Origin of the sequence: Rathayibacter sp. VKM Ac-2760, assembly GCF_009834185.1 — a bacterium.
Classification (GTDB): domain Bacteria; phylum Actinomycetota; class Actinomycetes; order Actinomycetales; family Microbacteriaceae; genus Rathayibacter.
In genome coordinates this window covers 3,798,918-3,822,898 of sequence record NZ_CP047173.1, presented here as the reverse complement: position 1 = coordinate 3,822,898, position 23,981 = coordinate 3,798,918, and the positions used below count along the sequence as shown (strand labels likewise).

Here is a 23,981-nt window from a genome sequence, read left to right as displayed (position 1 = left end):
CTGCTGGATCGGCGGGGGGAGGGTGGCGTCAGCCCTGGGCCGCGGTGTCGGCCTCGACGGTGGCGAGGGTCGACTGCAGCTCGGCGGCGGGGGTCGTCGCGAAGACGGCGGTGCCGCCCGACTGCTCGGAGACGCCGTCGAGCACGTCCTGCGAGGTCTGGTAGACGTCGACGAGCTTCAGGTACGTCTCGTTCTCGGCGTCGTCGGCGCGGGCCGCGAACACGTTGACGTAGGGCACCGCGCTCGGGTCGCTCGGGTCGTCCTGAGCGATGGCGTCGGAGGCCTCGAGCCCTGCGCCCTCGATGTAGTCGTTGTTGATGATCGCGGCGGCGACGTCCGGCAGGGAGGTCGGCGTGAGCGCGGCGTCGAGCGCGGTGACGGTGACCTTCGAGGCGCCCGTGTCGATGTCGTCGAGGTCCGAGAAGGCGCTGCCGCCGTCCTTCAGCTCGATCAGGCCGGCCGACTGCAGCACGAGGAGCGCACGGGCCTGGTTGCTCGTGTCGTTCGGGACGGCGACGGTCTCGCCCTCGGGGATGTCGTCGACGCTGTCGTACTGGGTGGAGTAGAGGCCGAGCGGGTAGATCGCGGTCGCGCCGATCGGCACCAGGTCGGCGTCGGCCGAGGTGTTGTACTGCGCCAGGTAGACGAGGTGCTGGAACTGGTTGAGGTCGATCTCGCCCTCGGTCAGCGCGGGGTTGAGCTGGTTGTAGTCGGTGAAGTCGACGATCTCGACGTCGATGCCCGCGGCCTCGGCGGCCTGCTCGTAGGTGGCCCAGTAGGGGTCGCTCGCGCCGACCACGCCGATGCGGACGGTGTCGTCGTCGGCGCCCGCGGCCGAGGAGCAGCCGGCGAGGAGGAGGGCGGAGGCGGTGATCGCGGTGGTCGCGAGGAGTGTCGTGCGCAGGGACATGCTGGGGATCCTTCCGAGGAGAGGGATCCGGACGGCGTCCGCCCGCGGTGCTGGTCACCGCCGGCGCTGCGACCGGCCTCCGGTCGCTCGACGCCGCGACTGCGCGGATCCCGGGGACCACGGTACAAAGCGCGCCACCGGGCACGCGAAACGTGCCCGTAACACGGCGACTTCCGCGACGGGCTCTCCGGGGGAGGATCAGCCGGCGAGGGCCTCGTCGCGCGCGCCGGCGGCTGCGGCCTCGTGCTTGGCGAGGCGCGCGGCGATCGCGTCGCGCTCGGCCCGGAGGGAGGCGAGCGTCGGCTGGTCCAGGCGCGGATCGGCGAGGTCGGCGAAGGGGCTCGCGGTGCCGGTGCGGGCCGAGACGAGCGCCGAGTACGCCTTCGTCGCCGCGCGCAGCTCGGAGGCGGCGCGCGCGACCTTGCTCGGCTTCGACGACTTGTCGCCGACGAGACCGGCGTGCTTGTCGAGGGCTGCTACCAGGGCGCGATGCGCCGCGTCAATCTTCTTGCTCATCCCCGCAGTATGGCGCAGGATCGCCTCGCGAGGCGAAGCCGCCCGGGAGCCCCGGCCCGCACCCTCCGCGAGATGCCACTTGTGCGCGCATTCTGCGGCGTGTCGTGCTCATAAGTGGCATCTCGCGGCGCGCGACGGGGCGCGCGGGCGTCACGGGACCGGGGTCAGGGTCCAGCTGCCGTCGGTGCGGAGGGCGACGACGCCCGGGAGGGCGGCGTCGACGACACGGGCGAACGAGGTGGTGTCGCCGAAGGTCTGCCGGGTGCCGGCGGTGCCGAGCACGCGACCCGAGAGCGAGTCCTCGCTGCTCGCCGGTCCGTAGGCGACGTCGAGGCTGTCGGCGCGGTCCGAGAACGCGAGCACCGCGGAACCGCTGCCGGACTGCTCGCCGGACACCTCGGGCAGGTCGTTCCAGCTCTGCAGCGTGAGCGTCCAGTTGCCGACGGCCTGCACGAGCAGCGACTGGTCGACGGGATCGGTCGCGACGGTCTCGAGGAGCCACGACGACTGCGTCCCCGCCGCGGCCTCGCCCACCGGAGTGCTGCGCCCGGGCGCCGACACGGTGACGGTCCCGGAGCAGGCCGAGCAGTCGAGCGCCACGACCACCGCGAAGTCGCCCTGTCGCTGATAGGAGACGTCGACGGTCCCCGCCGCGGAGACGCGCGCCACCGTGCCGTCCGCGACGCCACCAGCGCCGACCGCCGCCGGCCCGGACTCCGCCCCGACGCAGCCGCCCAGCAGCAGCGAGGCGACCGCGACGGCCGCCGCGGAACTCCCTCGTCGGCGCATCGCCCCAGCCTGGCACTCCGTGCGCCCTACCGAGACGCTGCACTCTCTCGGAGTCGATGGACACTCGGCTCGCGAAGCCAGTGAGAGAAGGAAAGAGGAGGATCACTCGATTTCCCAGCAGGCTGCTGGGAAATCTCCTCCGCGGTGACGGGCGCGGTGCGCTTCCGGCGTCAGACCGGGCCCGAGCCGCGCCGGACGGCGGTGGACTCGGAGCGGTGCGCCGCGCTGATGGAGACGGCGTCGAGGACGCGCTGGACCTCGAGGGCGTCGGCGAACGACGGGGAGGGCTGCGCGCCGGCGGCGATCGCCTCGACGAGGTCGACGACCTGGTGGGTGAAGAGGTGCTCGTAGCCGATGCCGTGGCCGGCGGGCCACCAGGCCGACATGTACGGGTGCGAGGGCTCGGTGACCTGGATGGTGCGGAAGCCCTGGGCGTCCTCGGGGTCGCGGGCGTCGTAGTACTCGAGCTCGTTCATCCGCTCGAAGTCGAAGGCGATGCTGCCGGTCTCGCCGTTGATCTCGATGCGGTTGGCGTTCTTCCGGCCGGTGGCGACGCGGGTGGCCTCGAAGACGCCGAGGGCACCGCCCTCGAACGAGGCGGTGAAGGCGGCGGCGTCGTCGACGGTCACGGGGCCGCGCGCGGCGCCCTCCTCCGCGCGACCGCCGAGGCCGGACTGCGTGGCGAGCACCGGGCGCTCGGTGGTGAAGGTGCGCAGGACGGCAGACACTGACGCGATGCGGCTGCCGGTGAGCCACTGCGCGCTGTCGATGATGTGCGCGCCGATGTCGCCGAGCGCGCCCGAGCCGGCCTTCGCGGCGTCCAGGCGCCAGGTCAGCGGGGCCTCGGAGTCGCTCAGCCAGTCCTGCAGGTACTGGGCGCGGACGTGGCGGATCGCGCCGAGCCGACCCTCGTCGAGGAAGCGCTTCGCGAGCGCGAGGGCGGGGGTGCGGCGGTAGCTGAAGCCGCACATCGCGACGCGATCGGAGGCGGCGGCCGCGGCGACCATCCGCTCGGCTTCCTCGACCGAGTTGGCCAGCGGCTTCTCGCAGAGCACGTGCTTGCCGGCCTCGAGCGCGGCGATCGCGATCTCGGCGTGGGTGTCGCCGGGGGTGCAGATGTCGACGAGGTCGATGTCGTCGCGCTCGATCACCGCGCGCCAGTCGGTCGACGACTCGCTCCAGCCCAGGGTCTCGGCGCGCTCGGCGGTCCGCTGCGGGTCGGTGCCCACCAGCACGGCCAGCTCGGGCCGCAGCGGCAGCGGGAAGAAGCGGGGGGCGGTGCGCCAGGCGTGCGAGTGGGTGCGACCCATGAAGGCGGTCCCCACCATCGCGACGCGCAGGGCTGGCTCGTTCGACATCGTCGTCCTTTCGTCGGCGGGTCGACCCTCCCACGGCGGCGGTCGGCTCCGCCACCTCGATCCGCCGGGCGGGCGCCGCGGCGGCGCGGGCTCGGCGGGCCGAAGGTCACGATCGGGTCGCGGTCCCGGCCGGTCTCATAGGGTCGGAGAGCGCTCCATCACGGGACTCGATGTCCTGAAACGCTCCACTGAGACCCGTCAGATGTCGCGTAATCCCGCGGAATCCGCACTCTGGCGGGGCGGTGCGAAGTGTTTCGACGCGCTGGACGCCCGCCCGGATCTCCTTCGAAAGGGTTCAGAACTTTTGGTTGACCCGCGACTTAAGTCGCTGTAGCTTCCTACGCATGGTCACCGCAGACCCCGGCAGCATCGCCGCCCAGCCTCTTTCCCGCACTCAGGACACCGCGACAGAACTGCTTCTGCAGATGCGCGGCATCGTCAAGATCTTCCCCGGAGCTCGAGCCCTCGACGGCGTCGATCTCGACGTCCGCCCGGGCGAGGTGCACTGCCTCCTCGGTCAGAACGGGGCCGGCAAGTCCACCCTGATCAAGACGCTCGCCGGCGCCCACCAGCCCACCGAGGGCGAGATCCTCGTCGACGGGAAGGTCGTCACGATCCCGTCGCCGACGGCCGCCCTCGCGCTCGGCATCGCCACGATGTACCAGGAGCTGGACGTCGTCGACGGCCTCTCCGTCGCCGAGAACATCTACCTCGGCCACGAGCTCTCCCGCGGCGGTTTCACCGCCCGCTCGAAGGCCGCGAGGATCACCCGCGAGCTGATGCAGCGCCTCGGCCACCCCGAGATCGCCCCGCACCGCGAGGTCGGCAGTCTCTCGGCGGCCGGCAAGCAGATCGTTCAGATGGCCCGCGCCCTCTCGCACGACGCCCGGGTCATCATCATGGACGAGCCCTCCGCGGTGCTCGACTCCGAGGAGGTGGAGAACCTCTTCCACGTGGTCCGCCAGCTCACCGCCGACGGCGTCGCGATCGTCTACATCTCGCACCGCCTCGAGGAGATCCGCGCCATCGGCGACCGGATCACCGTGATCAAGGACGGCGCGACGGTCGCCAAGAACCTGGAGGTCGCCGACACTCCGACCGCGAAGCTGATCACGCTGATGACCGGCCGCGCCGTCGAGTACGTCTTCCCGGACCGCCCCGAGGTCGGCACCGAGGCGGAGACGCTGCTGAAGGTGGAGAACCTGGGGCTGCGCGGCTCGTTCGCCGACGTCTCGCTCGAGATCCGCGCCGGCGAGGTCGTCGGCCTGGCGGGACTGGTCGGCTCCGGCCGCTCCGAGATCCTGGAGACCATCTACGGGGCGCGCCGCGCCAGCACCGGCACCGTCAGCGTGGCGGGCAAGCGCCTGCGCGCCGGCTCCGTCTCGGCCGCGGTCGACGCCGGCATCGGCCTCTGCCCGGAGGAGCGCAAGAGCCAGGGCCTGCTCCTGGACGAGCCGGTCTACCGCAACATCACCCTCTCGACCTTCGACCGCTTCGCCAAGCACGGCTTCCTCGACGAGCGCGCCGAGCGCGCCGCCGCGGCCGAGCAGGCGGTCGCCCTCGACCTGCGCCCGCACGGCGTCGACCGCGACGCCCGCACCCTCTCCGGCGGCAACCAGCAGAAGGCGCTCCTCGCCCGGTGGCTGGTGCGCGGCTGCCGCGTGCTGCTGCTCGACGAGCCGACCCGCGGGGTCGACGTCGGAGCGCGGGCCGAGATCTACACCCTGATCCGGGACCTCGCGACGAACGGCGCCGCCGTGCTCGTGGTCTCCAGCGAGATCGGCGAGGTCCTCGGGCTCTCGGACCGAGTGCTCGTGATCTCCGACGGCGCCGTGGTCCACGAGGGCCCCGCCGATTCGATCGACGAGCACCGCGTGCTCGATCTCGTCATGGAAGGAAGTGCAGCGTGAGCGGACAGCTCGACACCGCGTCACCGTCGATCGGCGGTCCGCAGGAGGACGCCGGCCGTCACGCCTCGGCCGCGACCGGAGGGCCGAGCGGCGGCACCCCGTCGAAGGACGCCCGCTCCGGGCTCGCCGGGATGATGGGCGGCTCGCTCGGCCGCAACGTGGGCCTCGTGCTCGCGCTGGTGATCCTCTGCATCGTCGGGTTCGCCACCGCGGGGGAGCGGTTCGCCAGCGTCGACAACCTGCTGACGATCCTCCGCCTCGCCGCGGTGATCGGGGTGCTCAGCATCGGCATGACCTTCGTCATCACCTCGGGCGGCATCGACCTCTCCGTCGGCTCGGTGATGGGGCTCGCGACGGTCTGGGCGAGCACGGTCTCGACGCAGTACTACGCGGCGAACACCTCCTGGCTGGTGATCGTGCTGACCGCGGTGCTCGTGGGTCTGGTCTGCGGACTGATCAACGGGGCGCTGATCGCCTACGGCCGGGTCGTCGCGTTCATGGCGACGCTGGCGATGCTCGTCGCCGCCCGCGGCTTCGCGGAGCTGATCTCGAACCGGCAGACGCAGATCGTCACGGTCGACCCGTTCCTCGACTTCTTCCGCGCCGACGTGCTCGGCATCCCGGTGCTCGTGCTGATCTTCGCGCTCGTCGCGGTGGCCGGCTGGATCCTGCTCAACCGCACCACCTTCGGCCGCCGCACCGTCGCGGTCGGCGGCAACCCGGAGGCGGCCCGCCTCGCCGGCATCAAGGTCCGCCGGCACACCATGTACGTCTACGGCCTCGCCGGCCTGACCGCGGGCATCGCCGCGGTGATGATGCTGGCTCGCACCACGGCCGGCTCCTCGACGAACGGCACGCTCTACGAGCTCGACGCCATCGCGGCGGTCGTGGTCGGCGGCACTCTGCTCGCCGGCGGCCGCGGGACCATCGTCGGCACCGTGTTCGGCGTCCTGATCTTCACGACCCTCACCAACGTCTTCACGCAGAACAACATGTCGACCTCGGCCCAGGCCGTCGCGAAGGGCGCGATCATCGTCGCCGCCGTCCTGCTGCAGCAGCGCTTCGCCGCCCGCGGCAAGTCCTGACCCACGGGGGCGATCCGCCTCCGCCACGCTCTTTTCCTCGCACCAGCAGCATCCACCTCGACCACCTCGGTCACCCTCCGCAGGCACCGCTGTGCCCTGCGGCCCCTCATGGATCCATCGAAGGAGATCACTTCCATGTCCGTTCGCCACCCCTCCGCCACCCGCCTGGGCCGCACCGCCCGCCTGGACCGCACCACCCGACTGGGCCGCACCGCCCGCCTGGGCACCGCCGGCTTCGCCTTCGGCGCCGTCGCGCTGATGCTCACCGGCTGCATCTCGAACGCCCCGGTCGAGACCGGCAACGCCGCCGCCGGCGGCACCTCCGCCGCGGTCGCCGCCTCCGACAACGACGCCTCGGGCGACAACGTCGTGATCGGCTTCACCGCCCCCGCCGCCGACCACGGCTGGATGGGCGCGGTCAGCCGCGCGGCCATCGCCGAGGCCGAGAAGTACGACGACGTGGAGCTGCGCACCGCGGAGGGCACCAACGACGTCAACCTGCAGATCAGCCAGGTCGAGACCTTCATCAACGACGGCGTCGACGCCATCGTGCTGCTGCCGATCGACGGCGCCGCGCTGACCGAGGTCGCGACCGAGGCGATGGAGGCGGGCATCACCGTCATCAACGTCGACCGCGAGTTCTCCAGCCCGTTCGCCGCCCGCTCGACGGTGCTCGGCGACAACTACGGCATGGGCGTCAGCGCCGGCACCTACCTCTGCGAGCAGCTCGGCGACAACCCGGACGCCGTGGTCGCCGAGATCGCCGGCATCGACTCCCTGCCGCTGACGCAGGACCGCAGCCAGGGCTTCGCCGACGCGCTCGCGGGCTGCGGACTCGACGTGGACAACCGCGTCGCCGCCGACTTCACCGTCCAGGGCGGGGAGCAGGCCGCGGCCAACCTCCTCCAGGCGGCTCCGCAGATCGACGCGATCTGGAACCACGACGACGACCAGGGCGTCGGCGTCCTCGCGGCGATCGACACCGCCGGTCGCGACGAGTTCATCCTCGTCGGCGGCGCCGGCTCGGCCAACGTGATGCGCGCGATCGAGGCGGACGACTCGGTCGTCAAGGCCACGGTCGTCTACCCCTCGACCCAGGCCGCGGACGGCATCAAGCTCGCCCGCCTCGTCGAGCAGAACAAGTCGATGAGCGACACCACGTCGCTCGGCGTCCCGCGCCAGATCCAGCTCTTCGCGCCGGTCGTCACCAAGGACAACGTCGCCGAGTACCTGCCCTCGGCCTTCGAGTCCTGATCCACTGACCTGCCGGCGCGGGGAGACCTCGCGCCGGCCCGGACCAGCCGGAACCGCACCTCTTAGAAGAGGAGCGACCGGCGCCGCGACAGCATCCCGCGAGAGGAGGCGACGACGAAGACATCGGCCCACGGGCCGACCAGGGGAGACCGGATCCGCACGTCGTGCGGACAGAGACGGATCCGGCCTCTGCGATGAACACCTCGTTGAAGGAATCACATCACGCATGAATGGTAAGCGATCCACGAAGAGAAGCATCAGGCGTCTCTTCGCCCTCGGCATCGCCGGGTTGGTGACGGTCTCCGGACTCACCGCTCTCGGCCTGCCCGCCTCGGCCCACGACGGAGTGGACCACGGCTCGGAGCCGGGCGCGGAGTCCGCGCTCGACTGGAGCAACTACGAGAAGGTGCTGCTGACGAAGAACGTCGGCGAACCGATCGACCTCGCCGTCCTCCCGGACAAGTCGGTCCTCCACACGGCCCGGAACGGCGAGATCCGCCACACCGACCCGAAGACCGGCACCACGCGCGTCGTGGCCACGATCCCCGTCTACCAGAACTCGGAGGACGGACTGCAGTCGGTGGGCATCGACCCCGACTTCGCCGAGAACCAGTGGGTCTACCTGGTCTACGCGCCCCTCAGCGGCACGCCGACCGGTGCGGCCCCCAACATGCTCCCCGCGGGCGAGACCGAGAGCTACTGGGACCAGTGGAAGGGCGTCAACCGCCTCTCCCGGTTCAAGTGGACCGGCTCCGGACTCGACCTGGGCAGCGAGCAGAAGATCATCGAGGTCGAGGCGCAGCGCGGGCAGTGCTGCCACGTGGGCGCCGACTTCGACTGGGACGCCGACGGCAACCTGTACCTCTCGACCGGCGACAACACGCCGGCGAGCGCTCCGGGGGCCGCGGGCTTCGCGCCGAACAACGACGCACCCGGCATGAACCCCGGCTTCGACTCGCGTCGCGGTGCCGGCAACACGAACGACCTCCGCGGCAAGATCCTCCGGATCGCGGTGCAGGAGGACGGCTCGTACACGATCCCCGAGGGCAACCTGTTCCCGGTGGGCACCGAGAAGACCCGTCCCGAGATCTTCGTGATGGGCGTGCGCAACCCGTTCAAGATCGACGTGGACTCCGAGACGAACACCCTCTCCTGGGGCGACTACGGTCCCGACGCGACGAAGGCCGCTGCGGCCGACGGCGTGCGCGGGCCGATGGGTCTCGTGGAGTGGAACGCGACCGGTCTCGACCAGCCGCAGAACTCGGGCTGGCCGTACGTGCACGGGCCGAACGCGGCGTACAACGAGTGGAACTTCGAGACGGCGACGCCCCGCGGCTTCTTCGACCCGCAGAACCTGAAGAACAACTCGCGCTGGAACACCGGCCTCGTCGACATCCCGGCGGCGACGCCGGCGACCGTCTACTACGGCGACAACCCGGGCGACCAGCCGTTCGACGAGCTCGTCAACTTCGGCACCGGCACCGGCCAGGGCCCGATGGGCGGACCGGTCTACCACTTCGACGAGGAGAACCCCTCGACGTCGAAGTTCCCGGCGTACTGGAACGACAAGACCTTCTTCGGCGAGTTCTCGCAGGACTACATCGCGGCGTTCACGCTCGATGAGGAGCGCGCGGTCACGCACATCGAGGACTTCCTGCCCAACGCGGCGCTCAGCCAGGCCGCGCAGCCGATCCACGACAACCCGATGGACATCGAGTTCGGCCCCGACGGGTCGATGTACGTGCTCGAGTACGGCGACGGCTTCTTCCGCGCCAACCCCGACGCCGGCCTGTACCGGATCGACTACGCCGAGGGCAACAAGGCCCCCCAGGCGCGCTTCACCGCGACGCCGCTGTCCGCCTCGCAGACTCCGCTCGAGGTGACGTTCGACGCCAAGGGATCCTCCGACCCCGAGGGCGACGCGCTCACCTACGACTGGGACTTCGACGGCAACGGCACCTTCGACGCCACCGGCGTCACCGTGAAGAACACCTACACCGAGCTCGGCCAGTTCACGGCCCGCCTGCGCGTCACCGACGCCAAGGGCAAGTTCAGCCTCACCTCGCGGGTGATCTCGGTGGGCAACCAGGCGCCGCAGATCGAGATCGCGACGCCCGGCAACGGCTCGTTCTTCGAGTGGGGCGACGCGATCCCCTACCGGGTGACCGGCCGTGACGCGGAGGACGGCGACCAGATCGTCGGCAGCCGCGTCGCCTGGACCTACGGTCTCGGCCACGACGAGCACGCCCACCCCGAGGTCACCGGCACCGGTGCCACGGGAGCGTTCCCGACGTCGAAGGACTCGCCCGAGCACGGCCCCGGCGCGCTGCTGTACGGCACCGTCGTCGTGACCTACACGGACGCCGGCTTCAACGGACTGCCCCCGGCCGCGGCCGAGGCGACGCTGCGGCTGAACCCGAAGACGCAGGAGGCGGAGCACGCCGCCCGCGAGGGCGTCCTGCCCTACGCGGACACCACCGCCAGCGGCGGCAACGCGGTCAGCGGGCTCGGTGCGGGATCCTTCCTGCGCTGGGACCCGGTGAACCTCGCGAACCTGACCGGCGTCGTGGTCCGCGCCACCGGTGAGGGCACCGTCGACCTCCGCTGGAACGCCGCCGACGCGGCGCCCTTCGGCACGGCGACCATCCCCGCCGGAGCCGGCTGGAAGGACGTCCTCGTGCCGTTCTCCGGTCAGCCCACCGGAACCGGCTCGCTCTACGTGACCTCGCCCTCCGGCCTGTCGCTCGACTCCCTCACCTTCCAGGGTGCGGGTGCCGGCGACAAGACGGCGCCGACCGTCAGCGCGACCCTCGACCCCGCAGCGCCCACCGGCGTCGGCGGCGTCTACAACCGCGCGGTGAACCTGAACCTGGCGGCGACCGACAACGGCGCGCTCGCCAGCGTGCAGTACTCGGTCGACAACGGCACGACGTGGACCACGGTCCGCGCCGCGAACGGCGCCTACTCGGTGCCGTTCACCACGAACGGCGCCCGCACGGTCCAGTACCGCGCCACCGACACCGGCGGCAACGTCTCGACGGTCGGCACAGTCTCGTTCACGATCGACCTCGCCGCGGCGAACGCGCCGACGGTCGCCTCGACGACGACTGTCGCGCTCGACGCCCCGCGCGTCACCTTCGGCGCTCCCGGATCGGCGACGGTCACCGTCTCCGGCCAGGGCGGCACCCCCGGTGGCGAGGTCGTCCTCTACGAGGGCGACACCGAGATCGGCCGCAGCGCCCTCACCGGCGGGAAGGCGACCATCGCCCTCCCGCAGACGCTCGGGGCCGGGACGCACACGTTCCGGGCGGCGTACGGAGCGGACGGGACCTACAAGGCCTCGGCCGGCACCGCCCGCCTGATCGTGTCGAAGGCCGACTCCGTGCTCACCGCGACCGTCTCGCCGAACCCGGTCAAGCCCGGCGCCAGCGCGCAGGTCTCGGTCGAGGCGAAGACGTCCACCGGCGTCGCCGGGACCGGCCAGGTCACCGTGATGGTGAAGAGGAACCTCTCCACCGTCGCGATGCTCACCGGCACCCTCGACGAGAACGGGAAGGTCGTCGTGACCCTGCCGAAGCTCGCCGCGGGCAGCTACAAGCTGACCGTCACCCACACCGCCACGGCGAACACCACTGCGGCGTCGACCCTGCTGAACCTCACCGTCCAGCAGTAGTCGCCGCAGCAGGACCGGCCGGCTCGCGCGAGAGCCCGGGCCGGCCGGTCCTCCCCCCTGAACCACCTGCATCTTCCGTTTCGAAGGAGAAACAATGCACCACCACCACGGATCCATCACGGCCAAGCCGATGAGCCGGCGCTCGCTGATGACGGCGCTCGCCGCCTCGACGGTCGCCGTCGGAGTCGGGGCGGGCGCGCTCGCGTCACCCGCCCTCGCGGCTCCCGCCCCCTCGTCCGGCGCCACGCGGCTCGTCCCGATCAACCGGATCGGGATCCAGCTGTACAGCGTCCGCGACAAGGTCTCCTCGCTCGGCTTCCGCGCCGTGTTCGAGGAGCTGGGCCGCATCGGCTACAGCGAGATCGAGTTCGCCGGCTACACCCAGGGGCAGATCGGCGCGATCACGCCGCAGCAGATCCGCCAGCTGCTCGACGACAACGGCCTGCGGGCCGTCGGCTCGCACGTCGGCACCAACCTGCTCCGCTCGGAGCTGGGGAAGCAGATCGAGATCGCGCAGATCCTCGGCACCCCGCACCTCGGCACCGGCAACGCGCCGACCAACGTCAACACCGTCGCGGGCTACCGCGCGGCCGCCGACGAGTGGAACGCCTGGGGCGCGCAGGTCACGGCCGCGGGCATGAAGCTCTACCAGCACAACCACGCGGGCGAGTTCGCCTTCGGCTCGGACGACCCGAAGACGCGCCTCTACGACGTGTTCTACGACAACACGGACCCGAAGCACGTCTACCTCGAGATGGACGTCTACTGGGCCTACGTGGGCAAGAAGCTCTACCCGGGCTTCGAGCCGCTCGACTACATCAAGCGCAACCCGCGCCGCTACCCGATCCTGCACCTCAAGGACGGCAAGACGAACAACGCGAACACCAACGGCTACGACATCGTCGAGTTCGGCGCGGGCAACCTGCCGTACCAGGCGTTCCTGTCGGAGCTGCGCGACCGCGGCCAGCGCTACGGCGTCTGGGAGCAGGACACGGCGCCAACCCAGGCCACGCCGCCGAACCCGGCGAACTCGCTGGGCAGCGCGGCCCGCAGCTACGACGCGATCGCGGCCCTCCGTGGCTGAGCGCAGGCGCCGCTCCGGCACCGCTGAGAGCACCACCCTTCCCCGCACCACCACGCGCACCGGCGCACCGAGGAGAACCCCCATGAAGTGGAAGACGCCCACGGCGGTCCTCGCGGCCGCCTCCCTCGCGATGGTCGCCGCGCCGTCCGCCTTCGCGGCGACGACCGAGTGCAGCACCGAGCTCGGCAACACGACGATCGCGGGCGACCTCAACGTCGCCGCCGGCGAGACCTGCGTGCTGGGCAACGTCGTCGTGCAGGGCTCGATCACCGTCGGCGACGACGCGTGGCTCGACGCCACGTCGGCGACGATCGAGGGCGACGTCATCGGCACCGACGCCTACGGCATCTCGATCGACGGCACCAGCGTCGGCGGCGACGTGGTCTCGTTCTCCGAGGGCACCCGCGCCGGCTTCCTCTACCTCCGCGACCTCACCGTCGGCGGCATGGTCGAGGCGGGCGGGATCGACGTCGAGTTCAGCGACCTCTCGGTCGACGGCTCGGTCAGCACCGACGCGGCGAACTACGTCGACGTGGCGCGCACCAGCGTCGGCGGCGACGCGACCTTCGCCGGCAGCGACTTCGGCGTCAGCGTCGGCGGCGCGATCGTCGGCGGCTCGCTCACGGTCAGCGGATCCTCGCGCGGCGTGCTCCTCGGCGCGAACGAGGACGGCTCGGCGGCCGCGCTCGGCAACACCGTCGGCGGGAACCTCGTGCTCTCGGGCAACTCCGGCAACGTCCAGCTCGCGGGCTCGACGGTCGGCGGGCGCATCACGCTGGCTGAGAACGCTCCGGCGGTCAACTTCGGCGCGGGCAACACCGCGGCCGGCGTCGACGGCGACTTCACCGGAACGGCCGCGGGCGCCGCGGGGACGGGGGACCAGTCGGTCGCCGTCATCGTGCCCGAGGCGCGCGACGGTGAGCTGACCTGGAGCCTCGAGGGCACCAGCAACCTGGTGAACCTCGGTGTCGCCGAGGAGCAGGGCGACCACTTCGCCGCGTCGGGCGAGCTCGTGCCGGTCCGCGTGACCGACTCGCGCCTGGCCGCCCCGGCCTGGTCGGTGTCGGCTCAGATCAGCGACTTCCGCGCCGGAAGCCAGACGGTCTCGGGCAAGTACCTGGGCTGGACCCCGGAGGTCCTGGAGAACGAGGGCGGAGCCGTCGCCGGCGCCCCCGTCGTCTCCGGCTTCGTCTCGGGTGACGGCCTCTCGACCGCCCGCGTTCTCGGCTCCGCCGCGGCGGGGCACCCGGCCGGCTCCTCGGTCCTCGGCGCCGACCTCGACCTGCAGCTCCCGCTGTCGGTCGGAACCGGCACCTACACGGCCACGCTGACGCTCACCGCGCTCGGCTAGCCACCCCTCGGCGACCGGCCTCCTCGCGGGGGCCGGTCGCCTCCTCCCTCTCTCCTCCCCTCCGCGAGATGCCACTTGTGACCGCCTTCCACGGCGTGTCGTGCTCATAAGTGGCATCTCGCGGGGATCCCCACCCCCCCTCGAAAGGCTGGACGATGATGTTCCGCTCCACACTCCGCTCGCTCGGTGTCCTGCTCGTCGTCGGGGTCGCGGCCGCTGTGCTGCCGGCGCAGGCGCTCGCCGAGGAGGCGAGCTCGGCCGTCACCTGGGGGGTGCGGCCCGCCGACACCGAGCAGGGCAGCGAGCGGCCGAACTACGCCTACGCGCTCGAGCCGGGCGGGCAGCTGAGCGACGCGCTCATCGTCTCCAACTACGACGACGAGGAGCAGACCTTCCGCGTCTACGGCTCCGACGGCTTCATCACCGAGGCGGGGCAGCTCGATCTGCTGCCGGCCGCCGAGCCGTCCACGCAGCTGGGCAGCTGGATCTCCTTCGAGGCTCCGGACGTCGTCGTCCCCGCGGGCGAGAGCGTGCAGATCCCGTTCCAGCTCGAGGTGCCGGCCGACGCCGTGCCCGGCGACTACGCCGCGGGCGTCGTCTCCTCGATCCTCGTCCAGGGCGAGACCGGCGTCTCTGTCGACCGCCGCCTCGGCTCGCGGATGTACCTCCGCGTCGGCGGCGACCTCGCCCCGGCCCTCTCGGTCGACGGCCTCACCGTCTCGTACCAGGGCGAGTGGAACCCCTTCGCTCCGGGCACGACCACCATCGACTACACCGTCACCAACGCGGGCAACACCCGCCTCGCGCCGGGCGCCGAGCTCGCGGTCTCCGGTCTCTTCGGCCTCGGCACCGTCGCCGCGACCGATCCGGAGCCGCTGCCCGAGCTGCTGCCGGGCAGCTCGACCAGCCGGAGCGTCACCGTCGCCGGGGTCTGGCCGCTGTTCGTCGCGACCGCCCGGATCGCGCTGACCGGCTCCGTCGTCACCGCCGACTTCGCGGGGCAGGCCGCCGATCCGGCCGCCGTGCCCGAGGTCGCCGCGGTGTCCTCCGAGGCCTCGACCGCGGCCGTGCCGTGGAGCGCGCTGGTGCTGCTGGCGCTGCTCGCCGGGCTGATCGTGCTGGCGGTCGTGCGCCGCCGCCGCCGGACCGCGGGCGAGCAGCAGCGGATCGACGCCGCCGTCGCCGCCGCGGTGGCGGGCGCCGCGGTGTCCGGTGCCCCCGCGTCCGGTGCCCCCGCGACTCCGCGAGATGCCACTTCTGACGAGGATTCGCGGCGTGTCGAGCTCACAAGTGGCATCTCGCGGGAGACGAACGACCCGTCGGCGGGCGACCGGGCGGGGGTGCGCTCCTGACCTCCGTCGTCGCCGGGGCGCCAGTGCTCGGCGAAGGGGCAGCGGCCGGCGAAGGGTCAGCGCCCGGTGAGGCTCTGCGCGCGGAGCTGCTCGAGGAACGCGTCGACGTTGCTCGGGCCGAGGAGGTGCTGACGCAGCATCAGGGCCGCGCCGCGCACGCCGCCGCTGCCGCCGAGCTCGGCGGTCACCAGCTGCAGCCGCTGCGTCGCGAGCGCGAGGGAGCGCCGGTCGACGACCTCGCGCACCCCCGCCAGGATCTCCGGGCTGGCGAGCGCGATGCTCCCGCCCAGGACGATGACCGAGGGGTTGAGCAGGCTCACGCAGGTGGCCAGCACCTCGCCGATCTGCAGGCCGGCGATGCGTGCCGCCTCGACGGCCTCGGGGTCGCGGGCGCGCAGCAGCTCGAGCAGATCGCGGACCGAGTGCACGTTGCGCCCCGCCTCGGTCAGCGCGCGCACCAGGGCCCCGCCGCTCGCGAGCGCCTCGAGGTCGCCCTCGCGCCCGTCCGCCGCCTCCGGAGCGGTGCGCGGCATCTGCACGTGACCGAGATCGCCGGCCGCGCCGAGCGCGCCGCGCTGGAGCACACCGCCGGAGACGATGCCCGAGCCGATGCCGGTGCTGATCTTCACGAAGATCAGGTCCTGCGCGTGCGGGAAGCGCGAGGCGCGCTCGCCCAGGGCGAGCAGGTTGACGTCGTTGTCGACGAGCACGGTGGTGTCGACGCGGCGCCGGATGTAGCTCGGGATGTCGAAGCCGTCCCAGCCGGGCATGATCGGCGGGCGCACCGGGCGGCCGCTCGCGTGCTCGACCGGGCCCGGCACTCCGAGACCGAAGCCGGCCAGCGCCTCGGGCGCCAGGTGCGCGTCGGCGAGGATCTCGTCGCAGACGTCGAGCGCGTGATCGAGCACCCGGACCGGGCCCTGCGCGATGTCGAGCTCCTCGCGGCGCTCGACGACGATGCGGCCGTCGAAGTCGGTCAGCGCGATGGTCGAGTGCGTCGCTCCCAGATCGATGGTCAGGAACGCGCGGACCGACGGATCGAAGACCAGCCGGGCCGACGGGCGGCCGCCGGTCGACGGCGCGCGGTCGAGGTGCGCGATCAGCCCGAGCTCGAAGAACAGGTCGAGCCGGGTCATCACCGCCGTGCGGGCGAGTCCCGTCTCCTCGACCAGCTCGGCGCGGGTGCGCGGACGGCCGTCGGCGAAGAGCCGCAGCAGGTCGCCGGTCTGCGAGCCGGCCCGCACGCCCACGCTCAGCGCCCGCCGTCCGCGCGACGGCGCACGACTGCTCGGGAGGTCGGCTGGCTGCTCGGCACACCTGAGGAAAGCAGTCGCCGCGAGGTGACGCAATCTCGACGCGCAGTGAGACCCGGAATGACGTCCCCCCTCATGAAGTCCCCCCTCATGAAGTCCACAGACAGGAGAGAACGATGACCTCGTCCGACAGCACCACCCGCACCACCACCGCCACCACCGACCGCGCCCCGCAGCAGGAGCGCATCGGCCTCTGGCTGATCGGAGCCCGGGGCAGCGTCGCCACCACGGCCGCCGTCGGCCTGCACGCGATCGCCTCGGGCGCGGCGCCCAGCAACGGCTGCGCCACCGCGACGCCCGCCTTCGAGGACGTGCCGCTCGCCGGCTTCGACGCGATCGTGATCGGCGGGCACGACGTCTCGTCGACGCCGCTGCTCGAGAAGGCGATGGGCCTCGCGGCCGGCGGGATGTTCCCGACCTCCGTCGTCGCCGAGGTCGCGGAGCGCCTCGACGCCACCGACCGCGAGATCCGCCGCTCCTTCGCCGTCGAGAGCGGCTCGCAGCAGGAGGAGATCGACCGCCAGGCCGCCGACATCCTCGAGTTCCGCGAGCGGCACTCCCTGGCCCGCGTCGTCGTGATCGACGTCGCCTCCACCGAGGTCCTGCCGCAGGACCGCCCCGAGTTCCACGACCTCGCCGCCCTGCGCGCGGCCCTCGCCCGGCCCGGCGAGACCGTGCTGCCGCCGAGCTCGATCAGCGCCCTCGCCGCGGCGACCGCCGGCTCGCCCTACGTCTGCTTCACCCCCTCCACCGCGCTCGCCCTGCCCGCGCTAGAGGAGTGGGCCGCGGAGGCGGGCATCCCGATCGCGGGCCAGGACGGCAAGACCGGCGAGACCCTGCTCCGCAGCGTGCTCGCGCCGATGTTCACGGCGCGCGGGATGCGCGTGCTGTCCTGGGCGGGCGCGAATCTGCTCGGCGGCGGCGACGGGCAGACCCTCGCCGACCCGGAGGCGGTGCGCTCGAAGCTGGTCTCGAAGAACCGCGGACTCCGCAGCCTGCTCGGCGACGAGGTCGTCACTCCGCTGCACATCGACAACGTGCCGGACCTCGGCGACGTCAAGACCGCGTGGGACCACGTGCACGCCGAGGGCTTCCTCGGCTCGCGGATCACGGTGCAGACGATCTGGTCGGCGTACGACTCCGCGCTCGCCGCGCCGCTGATCCTCGACCTGGCGCGACTGATGTCGCTCGCCGACGCGGCCGGGATCTCCGGGCCGGTCGCCGAGCTGGGCTTCTTCTTCAAGGACCCGTGGGGGAGCGACGTGCACGGCTTCGCGGAGCAGACCGCCGAGCTGGTGGCCTGGTCGGCGCGGACCGGCGCGGCCGTCGCCCAGCGCTCGCTCGTGGCCGGCGGCGCGATCCGCCATGGCTGAGCTGCGCGACTGGCTCGAGCTCGTGCGCGCCAAGGCGGCGCTCTCGGTGCTCGGCGACACGGTGGCCGGGGCGGCCTGGGCCGGCCGGGCGTCCGGCGCGCGCACCGTCGCGCTGCCGCTCGCGTCCGCGCTCCTCTACTCGGCGGGCATGGCGCTCAACGACTACGCCGACGCCGAGCTCGACGCGGAGGAGCGGCCCGAGCGGCCGATCCCCTCGGGGCGGATCCGGCGCGGCGCCGCGCTCGGTCTGGCCGCCGGGCTGACCGGCGCGGGGATCGCCGTCGCGGCGCTGGCGGACGGGCGGCGCTCGCTCCTGCTGAGCGTGCCGCTGGCCGCGAGCATCTGGTCGTACGACCTGCTGGCGAAGCCGACTCCGCTCGGGCCGGTCGTGATGGCGGCCTGCCGGGGGCTCGACGTGCTGCTCGGCGCGGGGGCGGGCGGTGTGCGCGCGGCGGCTCCAGCCTCGGCCGCCGTCGCGGTGCACACCCTCGGCGTCACCGTGCTCTCGCGCGGCGAGGTGCACGGCACCCGCCCGGCGATCGCGGGAGCGGCGGCCACCGGAACGGCGGCCCTCGCGCTCGCGCTGGGGATCGGCGCGGTCCGGGCGAAGGGCTCGCCGGCGATCGGGGCCGTCGTCGCCGTCGCGGTGGCGCGCTGGATCGCGCTCGTGCTGGTCCCGCAGCTGCGGGCGGTGCGGACGCCCGACGCGGCCTCGGCCCGGACGGCCACCCGCTCGGGCATCGCGGGGATGATCCCGCTGCAGGCGGCGCTCGCCGGGCTGCGGCGACCCGAGCTCGGCGCAGCCCTGCTCGGTCTCGACGCGCTCGGCGCGGTCGCGCTGCGGCGCCCGAAGGTCTCGGCGGACATCACATGAGCGAGCAGTCGAACGATCAGGCTGGCCCCGTCCTCGGCTACGGCACCAACGGCTTCGCCGACCACACCCTCGACGACGCCCTGACGGTGCTGCACGCCGCCGGCTACCGCGCGGTGGCGCTGACCCTCGGCCACCCGCACCTGGACCCGTTCGCGGACGACATCCGCGAGCGCACCCTCGCCCTGCGCGCGCGGCTCGACCAGCTGGGCCTCCGCGTGGTGATCGAGACCGGGGCTCGCTACCTCCTCGATCCGTTCGCGAAGCACCGGCCGACCCTCGTCGACGAGGAGGCCGGCCCGCGCCTGGCCTTCCTGCACCGCGCGATCGAGATCGCCGCGCTGCTCGGCGCGGACGCCGTCTCGCTCTGGTCGGGCGTGCTGCCCGCGGGCGTCGACCGCGCCCGCGGCTGGCGCCTCCTGGTCGAGCGGATGCGCGGCGTCGTCGCCGAGGCCGAGCGCTACGGCGTGCGGCTGGGCTTCGAGCCCGAGCCGGGCATGCTCGTCGAGACCGTCGCGGACGCGCTGCTGCTGCGGCGCGAGCTGGGCGATCCCGAGGCGTTCGGCCTCACCGTCGACCTCGGCCACTGCGTGGTCGTCGAGCCGGACGGCGTCGTCGGCGCCCTCCGCAGCGCGGCCGGCCTGCTGGTCAACGTGCAGGTCGACGACATGCTGCCCGAGCGGCACGAGCACCTCGAGCTCGGCACCGGCGTGCTCGATCTCGCGGCGGCGTTCGCGACGCTCGAGGAGATCGGCTACCGCGGGATCGCCGCCGTGGAGCTGCCGCGGCACTCGCACGACGCCCCGCGCCTCGCGGTGGCGAGCCTCGCCGCGATGCGGGCGGCGATCGGAGCGGCCGGGGGTCGGCCGGAGGCACCGCCGCACCCCTGGACCGCCGCGGCCTGCGCCGTCCTCCGCGAGCAGCCGCGGCGGATCGACCGCTACTTCCCGGCCGCCGGTCGGGAGGCGGGCCGCGCCCCGCTCCGCCCGGACACGGATCCGCTCGGCCTCGTGCACGGCACCGAGGACGACGCCGCGCGCTCGGCACTGCTCGCGGCGGCCGCCGGCGCGCTCGACGACGAGGACCTCGCCGCGCTGCTCCTCCGCCTCTACCGCGGCGGCGACGACGCCGAGCGCCGCGGAGTGCTCGTCGGCCTGCACGCGCTCACCGCCGCCGGCCGCGCGGGCGAGCCGGTGGCGGCGGCCGGGCGCGAGCTGATCGCGGACGCCCTGCGCGCCAACGACACCCGCCTGGTGGCCGCGGCGATGGGCCGCTTCGCGGAGGAGCACCTCGACGCGCACGCCTGGCGGCACGGGGTGCTCAAGCTCGTCTTCTGCGGCATCCCGCTCGCGGCCGTCTCCGGTCTCGAGCGGCGCAGCGACGCCGAGCTCTCCGCGATGGCCGGCCGCTTCGCCGACGAGCGCCGCGCCGCCGGCCGCACGGTGCCGGACGACCTGGCGGTGCTCCTGCCGAGCTGAGCCGTCCCGGCGCGACCATCACGGCGCGTCCCGCGCACCCCACGATCCCTCACGAGAAAGGCGCGACGATGCGCATCTTCGACCCGCACATCCACATGACCTCCCGCACCACCGACGACTACCAGGCGATGCACGACGCCGGCGTCCGCGCCGTGGTCGAGCCGTCGTTCTGGCTCGGCCAGCCGCGCACCAGCGTCGGCTCGTTCACCGACTACTTCGACGCCCTGATCGGCTGGGAGCGCTTCCGCGCCGCGCAGTACGGCATCCGCCACCACTGCACCATCGGCCTCAACCCCAAGGAGGCCAACGACCCGCGCTGCCGCGAGGTGCTGCCCGAGCTCGACCGCTACCTCGCCAAGGACGGCGTCGTCGCGGTCGGCGAGACCGGCTACGACTCGCTCACCGCGGAGGAGGACGCCGTCTTCCGCCACCACCTGGAGCTGGCGAAGGACCACGGCCTCCCCGTGCTCGTGCACACCCCGCACCGCGACAAGGAGGCGGGCACCCGGCAGACGCTCGACGTCGTCGCCGAGTCCGGGATCGACGCCGGCCTCGTCGTCGTCGACCACCTCAACGAGACCACCGTCGACCTCGTCCTCGGCTCCGGCTGCTGGCTCGGCTTCTCGATCTACCCCGACACCAAGATGGACGAGACCCGCCTGGTCACGCTCGTCGAGCGGATCGGCCTGGAGCGCGTGCTGGTCAACTCCGCCGCCGACTGGGGCCGCTCCGATCCGCTGACCACCGCGAAGACCGGCCACCTGCTGCTCGTCGCCGGCTTCAGCGCCGCCGAGGTCGACCGGCTGCTCTGGCAGAACCCGATCGAGTTCTACGGGCAGAGCGGACGGCTGAACCTCGACCCGATCCCCGGCTTCGACGCGGTCGACGCGGCCGGCCGCACCTTCGAGGGCAACTCGATCCTCCGGGGCGCGCCGCGCGTGGCGGAGGTCGTCTGATGCACCTCTCCTACTGCACCAACGTCCACCCGGCCGAGGACCTCGACGGCGTCGTCCGTCAGCTCGACGTCTACGCCGGTCCCGCCCGCGCCGCCGCGGGGCTCGACACCGTCGGCGTGGGGCTGTGGATCCCGCGCGATCTCGCCGCCCGGCTGGTCGCGAGCCGCGAGGACCGCGCCGTGCTGCGCGCCGCCCTCGAGCGCAACGGCCTCGAGGTGCGGACGCTGAACGCGTTCCCCTACGCCGCCTTCCACGCCGAGGTGGTGAAGCTCGACGTCTACCGGCCCGACTGGACCACGCCCGAGCGCCTCGCCTACACGATCGACTGCGCGCGCCTCCTCGCCGATCTGCTGCCCGCGGGCGCCGACGGCAGCATCTCCACCCTGCCGCTCGGCTGGCGCGAGGGCTGGGGTCCGGAGCAGGACGCGGCGGCCGTGCGGCAGCTCGCGCTGCTGGTCGACGAGCTGCGCGAGCTGCGCCGCTCGACCGGCCACGCGATCCGCCTCGCGATCGAGCCGGAGCCTGGCTGCATCCTCGACACCGTCGACGACGTCGTCGACTGGCTGCACCCCCGCATCGGCCTGGTCGACCCGGCCTACGTCGGCGTCTGCCTCGACACCTGCCACCTCGCGGTGTCGTTCGCCGACCCCGCCGCGGCGGTCCGGCGGATCCGGGACGCGGGCCTGCGCGTGGTGAAGGTGCAGGCCTCCGCGGCCCTGCACGTCGCCGACCCGGCCGACCCGGCCGCGCGCGCGGCCGTCGGCGCCTTCGTGGAGAAGCGCTACCTGCACCAGACCCGCGAGAACGGCGCGGGCGGGGTGCTCCGCGTCGACGACCTGCCGGAGGCGCTCGACACGCTGCCCGGGGAGGGGCCCTGGCGCGTGCACTTCCACGTGCCGCTGCACCACCGGCCGGCCGCGCCGCTGTCGGCGACCACCGCGGTGCTCGCCGAGGCGGTCTCGGCCGTCGACGCCGCCTGGCCGTACGACGAGATCCACCTCGACGTCGAGACCTACACCTGGGCCGTGCTGGCGGAGGCGCCGAGCGACCTCTCCGTCGGCATCGGCGCCGAGCTGGCCTGGGCCGCGGAGCACCTGCTGACCCCGCAGGCGCGCGCCGCGGTGCTGGAGGCGGGCGCGGCTCCGCTCCCGGTCGCCGCGGTGCCGGTCGCCGCGCTCGTGGCCGAGGAGGTCGCGCTGTGAGGCCGGTGCTGCTGATCGACGTGGTCGGCCTCACCGCGACGGCGCTCGCCGACATGCCGCGCCTGTCGCGGCTGGCCCGTGCCGGCGGGCAGCTGCCGCTGGACACGATCCTGCCGGCCGTCACCTGCAGCGTGCAGTCCTCGATGCTCACCGGCACGCTGCCCGCGCAGCACGGGATCGTCGGCAACGGCTGGTACTTCCGCGACCTCGGCGAGGTGCACCTCTGGCGCCAGCACAACCGCCTGGTCACGGGGGAGAAGGTCTGGGAGACGGCCCGCCGGCTGAGCGACGGCGCCTACCGCGCCGCGAACATCGGCTGGTGGTACGCGATGGGAGCGACCACCGACGTCACCGTCACGCCGCGGCCGATCTATCACGCCGACGGCCGCAAGTCGCCGGACGCCTACGTCCGCCCGCCGGCACTGCACGACGAGCTGGCCGGGAAGCTGGGCGCCTTCCCGCTGTTCCAGTACTGGGGGCCGACCGCGTCGCTGCGCTCCACGCAGTGGATGGTGGACGCGACCCGGCACGTGCTCGCCGGCGACGGCTCCGGGCCGCCGCAGCTGACCACGGCCTACCTGCCGCACCTCGACTACGACCTGCAGCGCTTCGGGCCGGACTCGCCCGAGGCGCGGCGGGCGGCGTCCGAGCTCGACGTGGTGCTCGCCCCGCTGCTCGACGACGCGGAGGCGCTCGGCGCCTCGGTCGTCGTCGTGGCGGAGTACGGGATCGCGGCGGCCGACACCCCCGTCGACGTCAACCGGGCGCTGCGCCGCGAGGGCCTGCTCGAGGTCTACGTGCAGGACGGCCGCGAGCAGCTGGACCCCTGGACCTCGCGCGCCTTCGCGGTCGCGGACCACCAGATCGCGCACGTCTACGTGCCGGACGCCGCCGACCTGCCGCGGGTGCGCTCGCTGCTCGAGGCGCTGGACGGGGTGGACGAGGTGCTCGACCGCGAGGCGCAGGCGCGGTACGGCCTCGACCACGAGCGCTCCGGCGAGCTGGTGGTGGTCGCGCGGCCAGGGGCGTGGTTCACCTACTACTACTGGCTCGACGACGACCGCGCGCCCGACTTCGCCCGCGGCGTCGACATCCACCGCAAGCCCGGCTACGACCCGGCGGAGCTGTTCTTCGACCCCGCCGACCGGCTGGTGAAGGCCAAGGCGGCCGGCAACCTCGCGAAGAAGGCCCTCGGCCTGCGCTACGCGATGAACCTCGTGCCCCTGGACGCCTCGCTCGTGCGCGGCACGCACGGCCGCCTGCCGGCGTCGGCGGCGGACACCCCGCTGGTGCTGACCTCGGACGCGGACCTGCTGCCGGCCGGCGCCACGTCCCTGCCGGTCACGGCGGTGCGCGACCTGGTGCTGGCGGCGCACGGCCCGGCGCTGTCCCGGGCGTTCGCGGCGTCCCGCGCCTGACTCCGGCGGCCGGGGGTTCGATCTGCAGGCGATCCGCGCGCGACGGGCCCCCGTCCCGGCAGGCCTGACCGCCGCCTCGCTGACGGCG

General features: G+C 73.1%; 18 protein-coding genes. 13 read left to right on the top strand and 5 right to left on the bottom strand.

Going from position 1 to position 23,981, the window contains the following annotated elements; translation table 11 throughout:
- Positions 1 to 28: 28 nt before the first annotated feature.
- The 4 genes from GSU72_RS17545 to GSU72_RS17530 all read right to left on the bottom strand — a co-directional run bounded on the left by GSU72_RS17545 (position 29) and on the right by GSU72_RS17530 (position 3,573).
- Positions 29 to 910, bottom strand: a complete 882-nt coding sequence (locus GSU72_RS17545) for a MetQ/NlpA family ABC transporter substrate-binding protein (protein ID WP_159986186.1) — start codon at positions 908 to 910, stop codon at positions 29 to 31.
- Between the two features lie 198 nt (positions 911 to 1,108).
- Positions 1,109 to 1,426 (bottom strand): hypothetical protein, encoded by a 318-nt coding sequence (locus GSU72_RS17540; protein WP_208545097.1) that lies wholly within the window; start codon positions 1,424 to 1,426, stop codon positions 1,109 to 1,111.
- A gap of 150 nt (positions 1,427 to 1,576) precedes the next feature.
- Entirely contained in the window at positions 1,577 to 2,215 is a 639-nt protein-coding gene (locus GSU72_RS17535; RefSeq protein ID WP_159986185.1) for a hypothetical protein, read from the bottom strand.
- Between the two features lie 170 nt (positions 2,216 to 2,385).
- Entirely contained in the window at positions 2,386 to 3,573 is a 1,188-nt protein-coding gene (locus GSU72_RS17530; RefSeq protein WP_159986184.1) for a Gfo/Idh/MocA family oxidoreductase, read from the bottom strand.
- A gap of 425 nt (positions 3,574 to 3,998) precedes the next feature.
- Between GSU72_RS17530 and GSU72_RS17525 the strand changes: the two genes are divergently transcribed.
- From GSU72_RS17525 to GSU72_RS17495, 7 genes are all read left to right on the top strand, one after another.
- On the top strand, positions 3,999 to 5,483 hold the full coding sequence (locus tag GSU72_RS17525; protein WP_159986915.1) for a sugar ABC transporter ATP-binding protein: 1,485 nt from the start codon (positions 3,999 to 4,001) through the stop codon (positions 5,481 to 5,483).
- 131 nt (positions 5,484 to 5,614) lie between these two features.
- Positions 5,615 to 6,568: an ABC transporter permease gene (locus GSU72_RS17520; protein WP_159986914.1), complete on the top strand. Its 954-nt coding sequence runs from the start codon at positions 5,615 to 5,617 to the stop codon at positions 6,566 to 6,568.
- 258 nt (positions 6,569 to 6,826) lie between these two features.
- Complete coding sequence (locus tag GSU72_RS17515; RefSeq protein ID WP_159986913.1) at positions 6,827 to 7,822, top strand: substrate-binding domain-containing protein; 996 nt, start codon at positions 6,827 to 6,829, stop codon at positions 7,820 to 7,822.
- A 226-nt stretch (positions 7,823 to 8,048) separates the two neighbouring features.
- A complete protein-coding gene (locus GSU72_RS17510) occupies positions 8,049 to 11,495 on the top strand; it encodes a PQQ-dependent sugar dehydrogenase (RefSeq protein WP_159986183.1) in 3,447 nt (1,148 codons plus the stop codon).
- A gap of 94 nt (positions 11,496 to 11,589) precedes the next feature.
- Entirely contained in the window at positions 11,590 to 12,579 is a 990-nt protein-coding gene (locus tag GSU72_RS17505; RefSeq protein ID WP_208545095.1) for a sugar phosphate isomerase/epimerase, read from the top strand.
- A gap of 82 nt (positions 12,580 to 12,661) precedes the next feature.
- Positions 12,662 to 13,930 carry a hypothetical protein gene (locus GSU72_RS17500; protein WP_159986182.1) on the top strand — a complete coding sequence of 423 codons (1,269 nt, stop codon included), beginning with the start codon at positions 12,662 to 12,664 and terminating at the stop codon, positions 13,928 to 13,930.
- Positions 13,931 to 14,085: 155 nt separating this feature from the next.
- Entirely contained in the window at positions 14,086 to 15,282 is a 1,197-nt protein-coding gene (locus GSU72_RS17495; protein WP_208545094.1) for a DUF916 domain-containing protein, read from the top strand.
- Positions 15,283 to 15,338: 56 nt separating this feature from the next.
- Here GSU72_RS17495 and GSU72_RS17490 read toward each other — a convergent pair whose 3' ends face one another.
- Positions 15,339 to 16,532: an ROK family protein gene (locus GSU72_RS17490; protein ID WP_244255870.1), complete on the bottom strand. Its 1,194-nt coding sequence runs from the start codon at positions 16,530 to 16,532 to the stop codon at positions 15,339 to 15,341.
- Positions 16,533 to 16,711: 179 nt separating this feature from the next.
- On the opposite strand from GSU72_RS17490, the gene GSU72_RS17485 reads away from it, so the two are divergent.
- From GSU72_RS17485 to GSU72_RS17460, 6 genes are all read left to right on the top strand, one after another.
- Positions 16,712 to 17,968 carry an inositol-3-phosphate synthase gene (locus tag GSU72_RS17485; RefSeq protein ID WP_159986180.1) on the top strand — a complete coding sequence of 419 codons (1,257 nt, stop codon included), beginning with the start codon at positions 16,712 to 16,714 and terminating at the stop codon, positions 17,966 to 17,968.
- A complete protein-coding gene (locus GSU72_RS17480) occupies positions 17,961 to 18,842 on the top strand; it encodes an SCO3242 family prenyltransferase (protein WP_208545093.1) in 882 nt (293 codons plus the stop codon). Before GSU72_RS17485 ends, GSU72_RS17480 begins: the two co-directional genes overlap by 8 nt.
- Positions 18,839 to 20,317: an EboA domain-containing protein gene (locus tag GSU72_RS21720; RefSeq protein WP_159986179.1), complete on the top strand. Its 1,479-nt coding sequence runs from the start codon at positions 18,839 to 18,841 to the stop codon at positions 20,315 to 20,317. The genes GSU72_RS17480 and GSU72_RS21720 overlap by 4 nt, the downstream gene beginning before the upstream one ends.
- Before the next feature lie 68 nt (positions 20,318 to 20,385).
- Entirely contained in the window at positions 20,386 to 21,273 is an 888-nt protein-coding gene (locus tag GSU72_RS17470; protein WP_159986178.1) for a TatD family hydrolase, read from the top strand.
- Positions 21,273 to 22,475: a metabolite traffic protein EboE gene (gene eboE / locus GSU72_RS17465; protein WP_159986177.1), complete on the top strand. Its 1,203-nt coding sequence runs from the start codon at positions 21,273 to 21,275 to the stop codon at positions 22,473 to 22,475. The genes GSU72_RS17470 and eboE overlap by 1 nt, the downstream gene beginning before the upstream one ends.
- Positions 22,472 to 23,893, top strand: coding sequence for a nucleotide pyrophosphatase/phosphodiesterase family protein (locus tag GSU72_RS17460; protein ID WP_159986176.1), 1,422 nt, complete (start codon positions 22,472 to 22,474; stop codon positions 23,891 to 23,893). The genes eboE and GSU72_RS17460 overlap by 4 nt, the downstream gene beginning before the upstream one ends.
- Positions 23,894 to 23,981 lie beyond the last annotated feature (88 nt).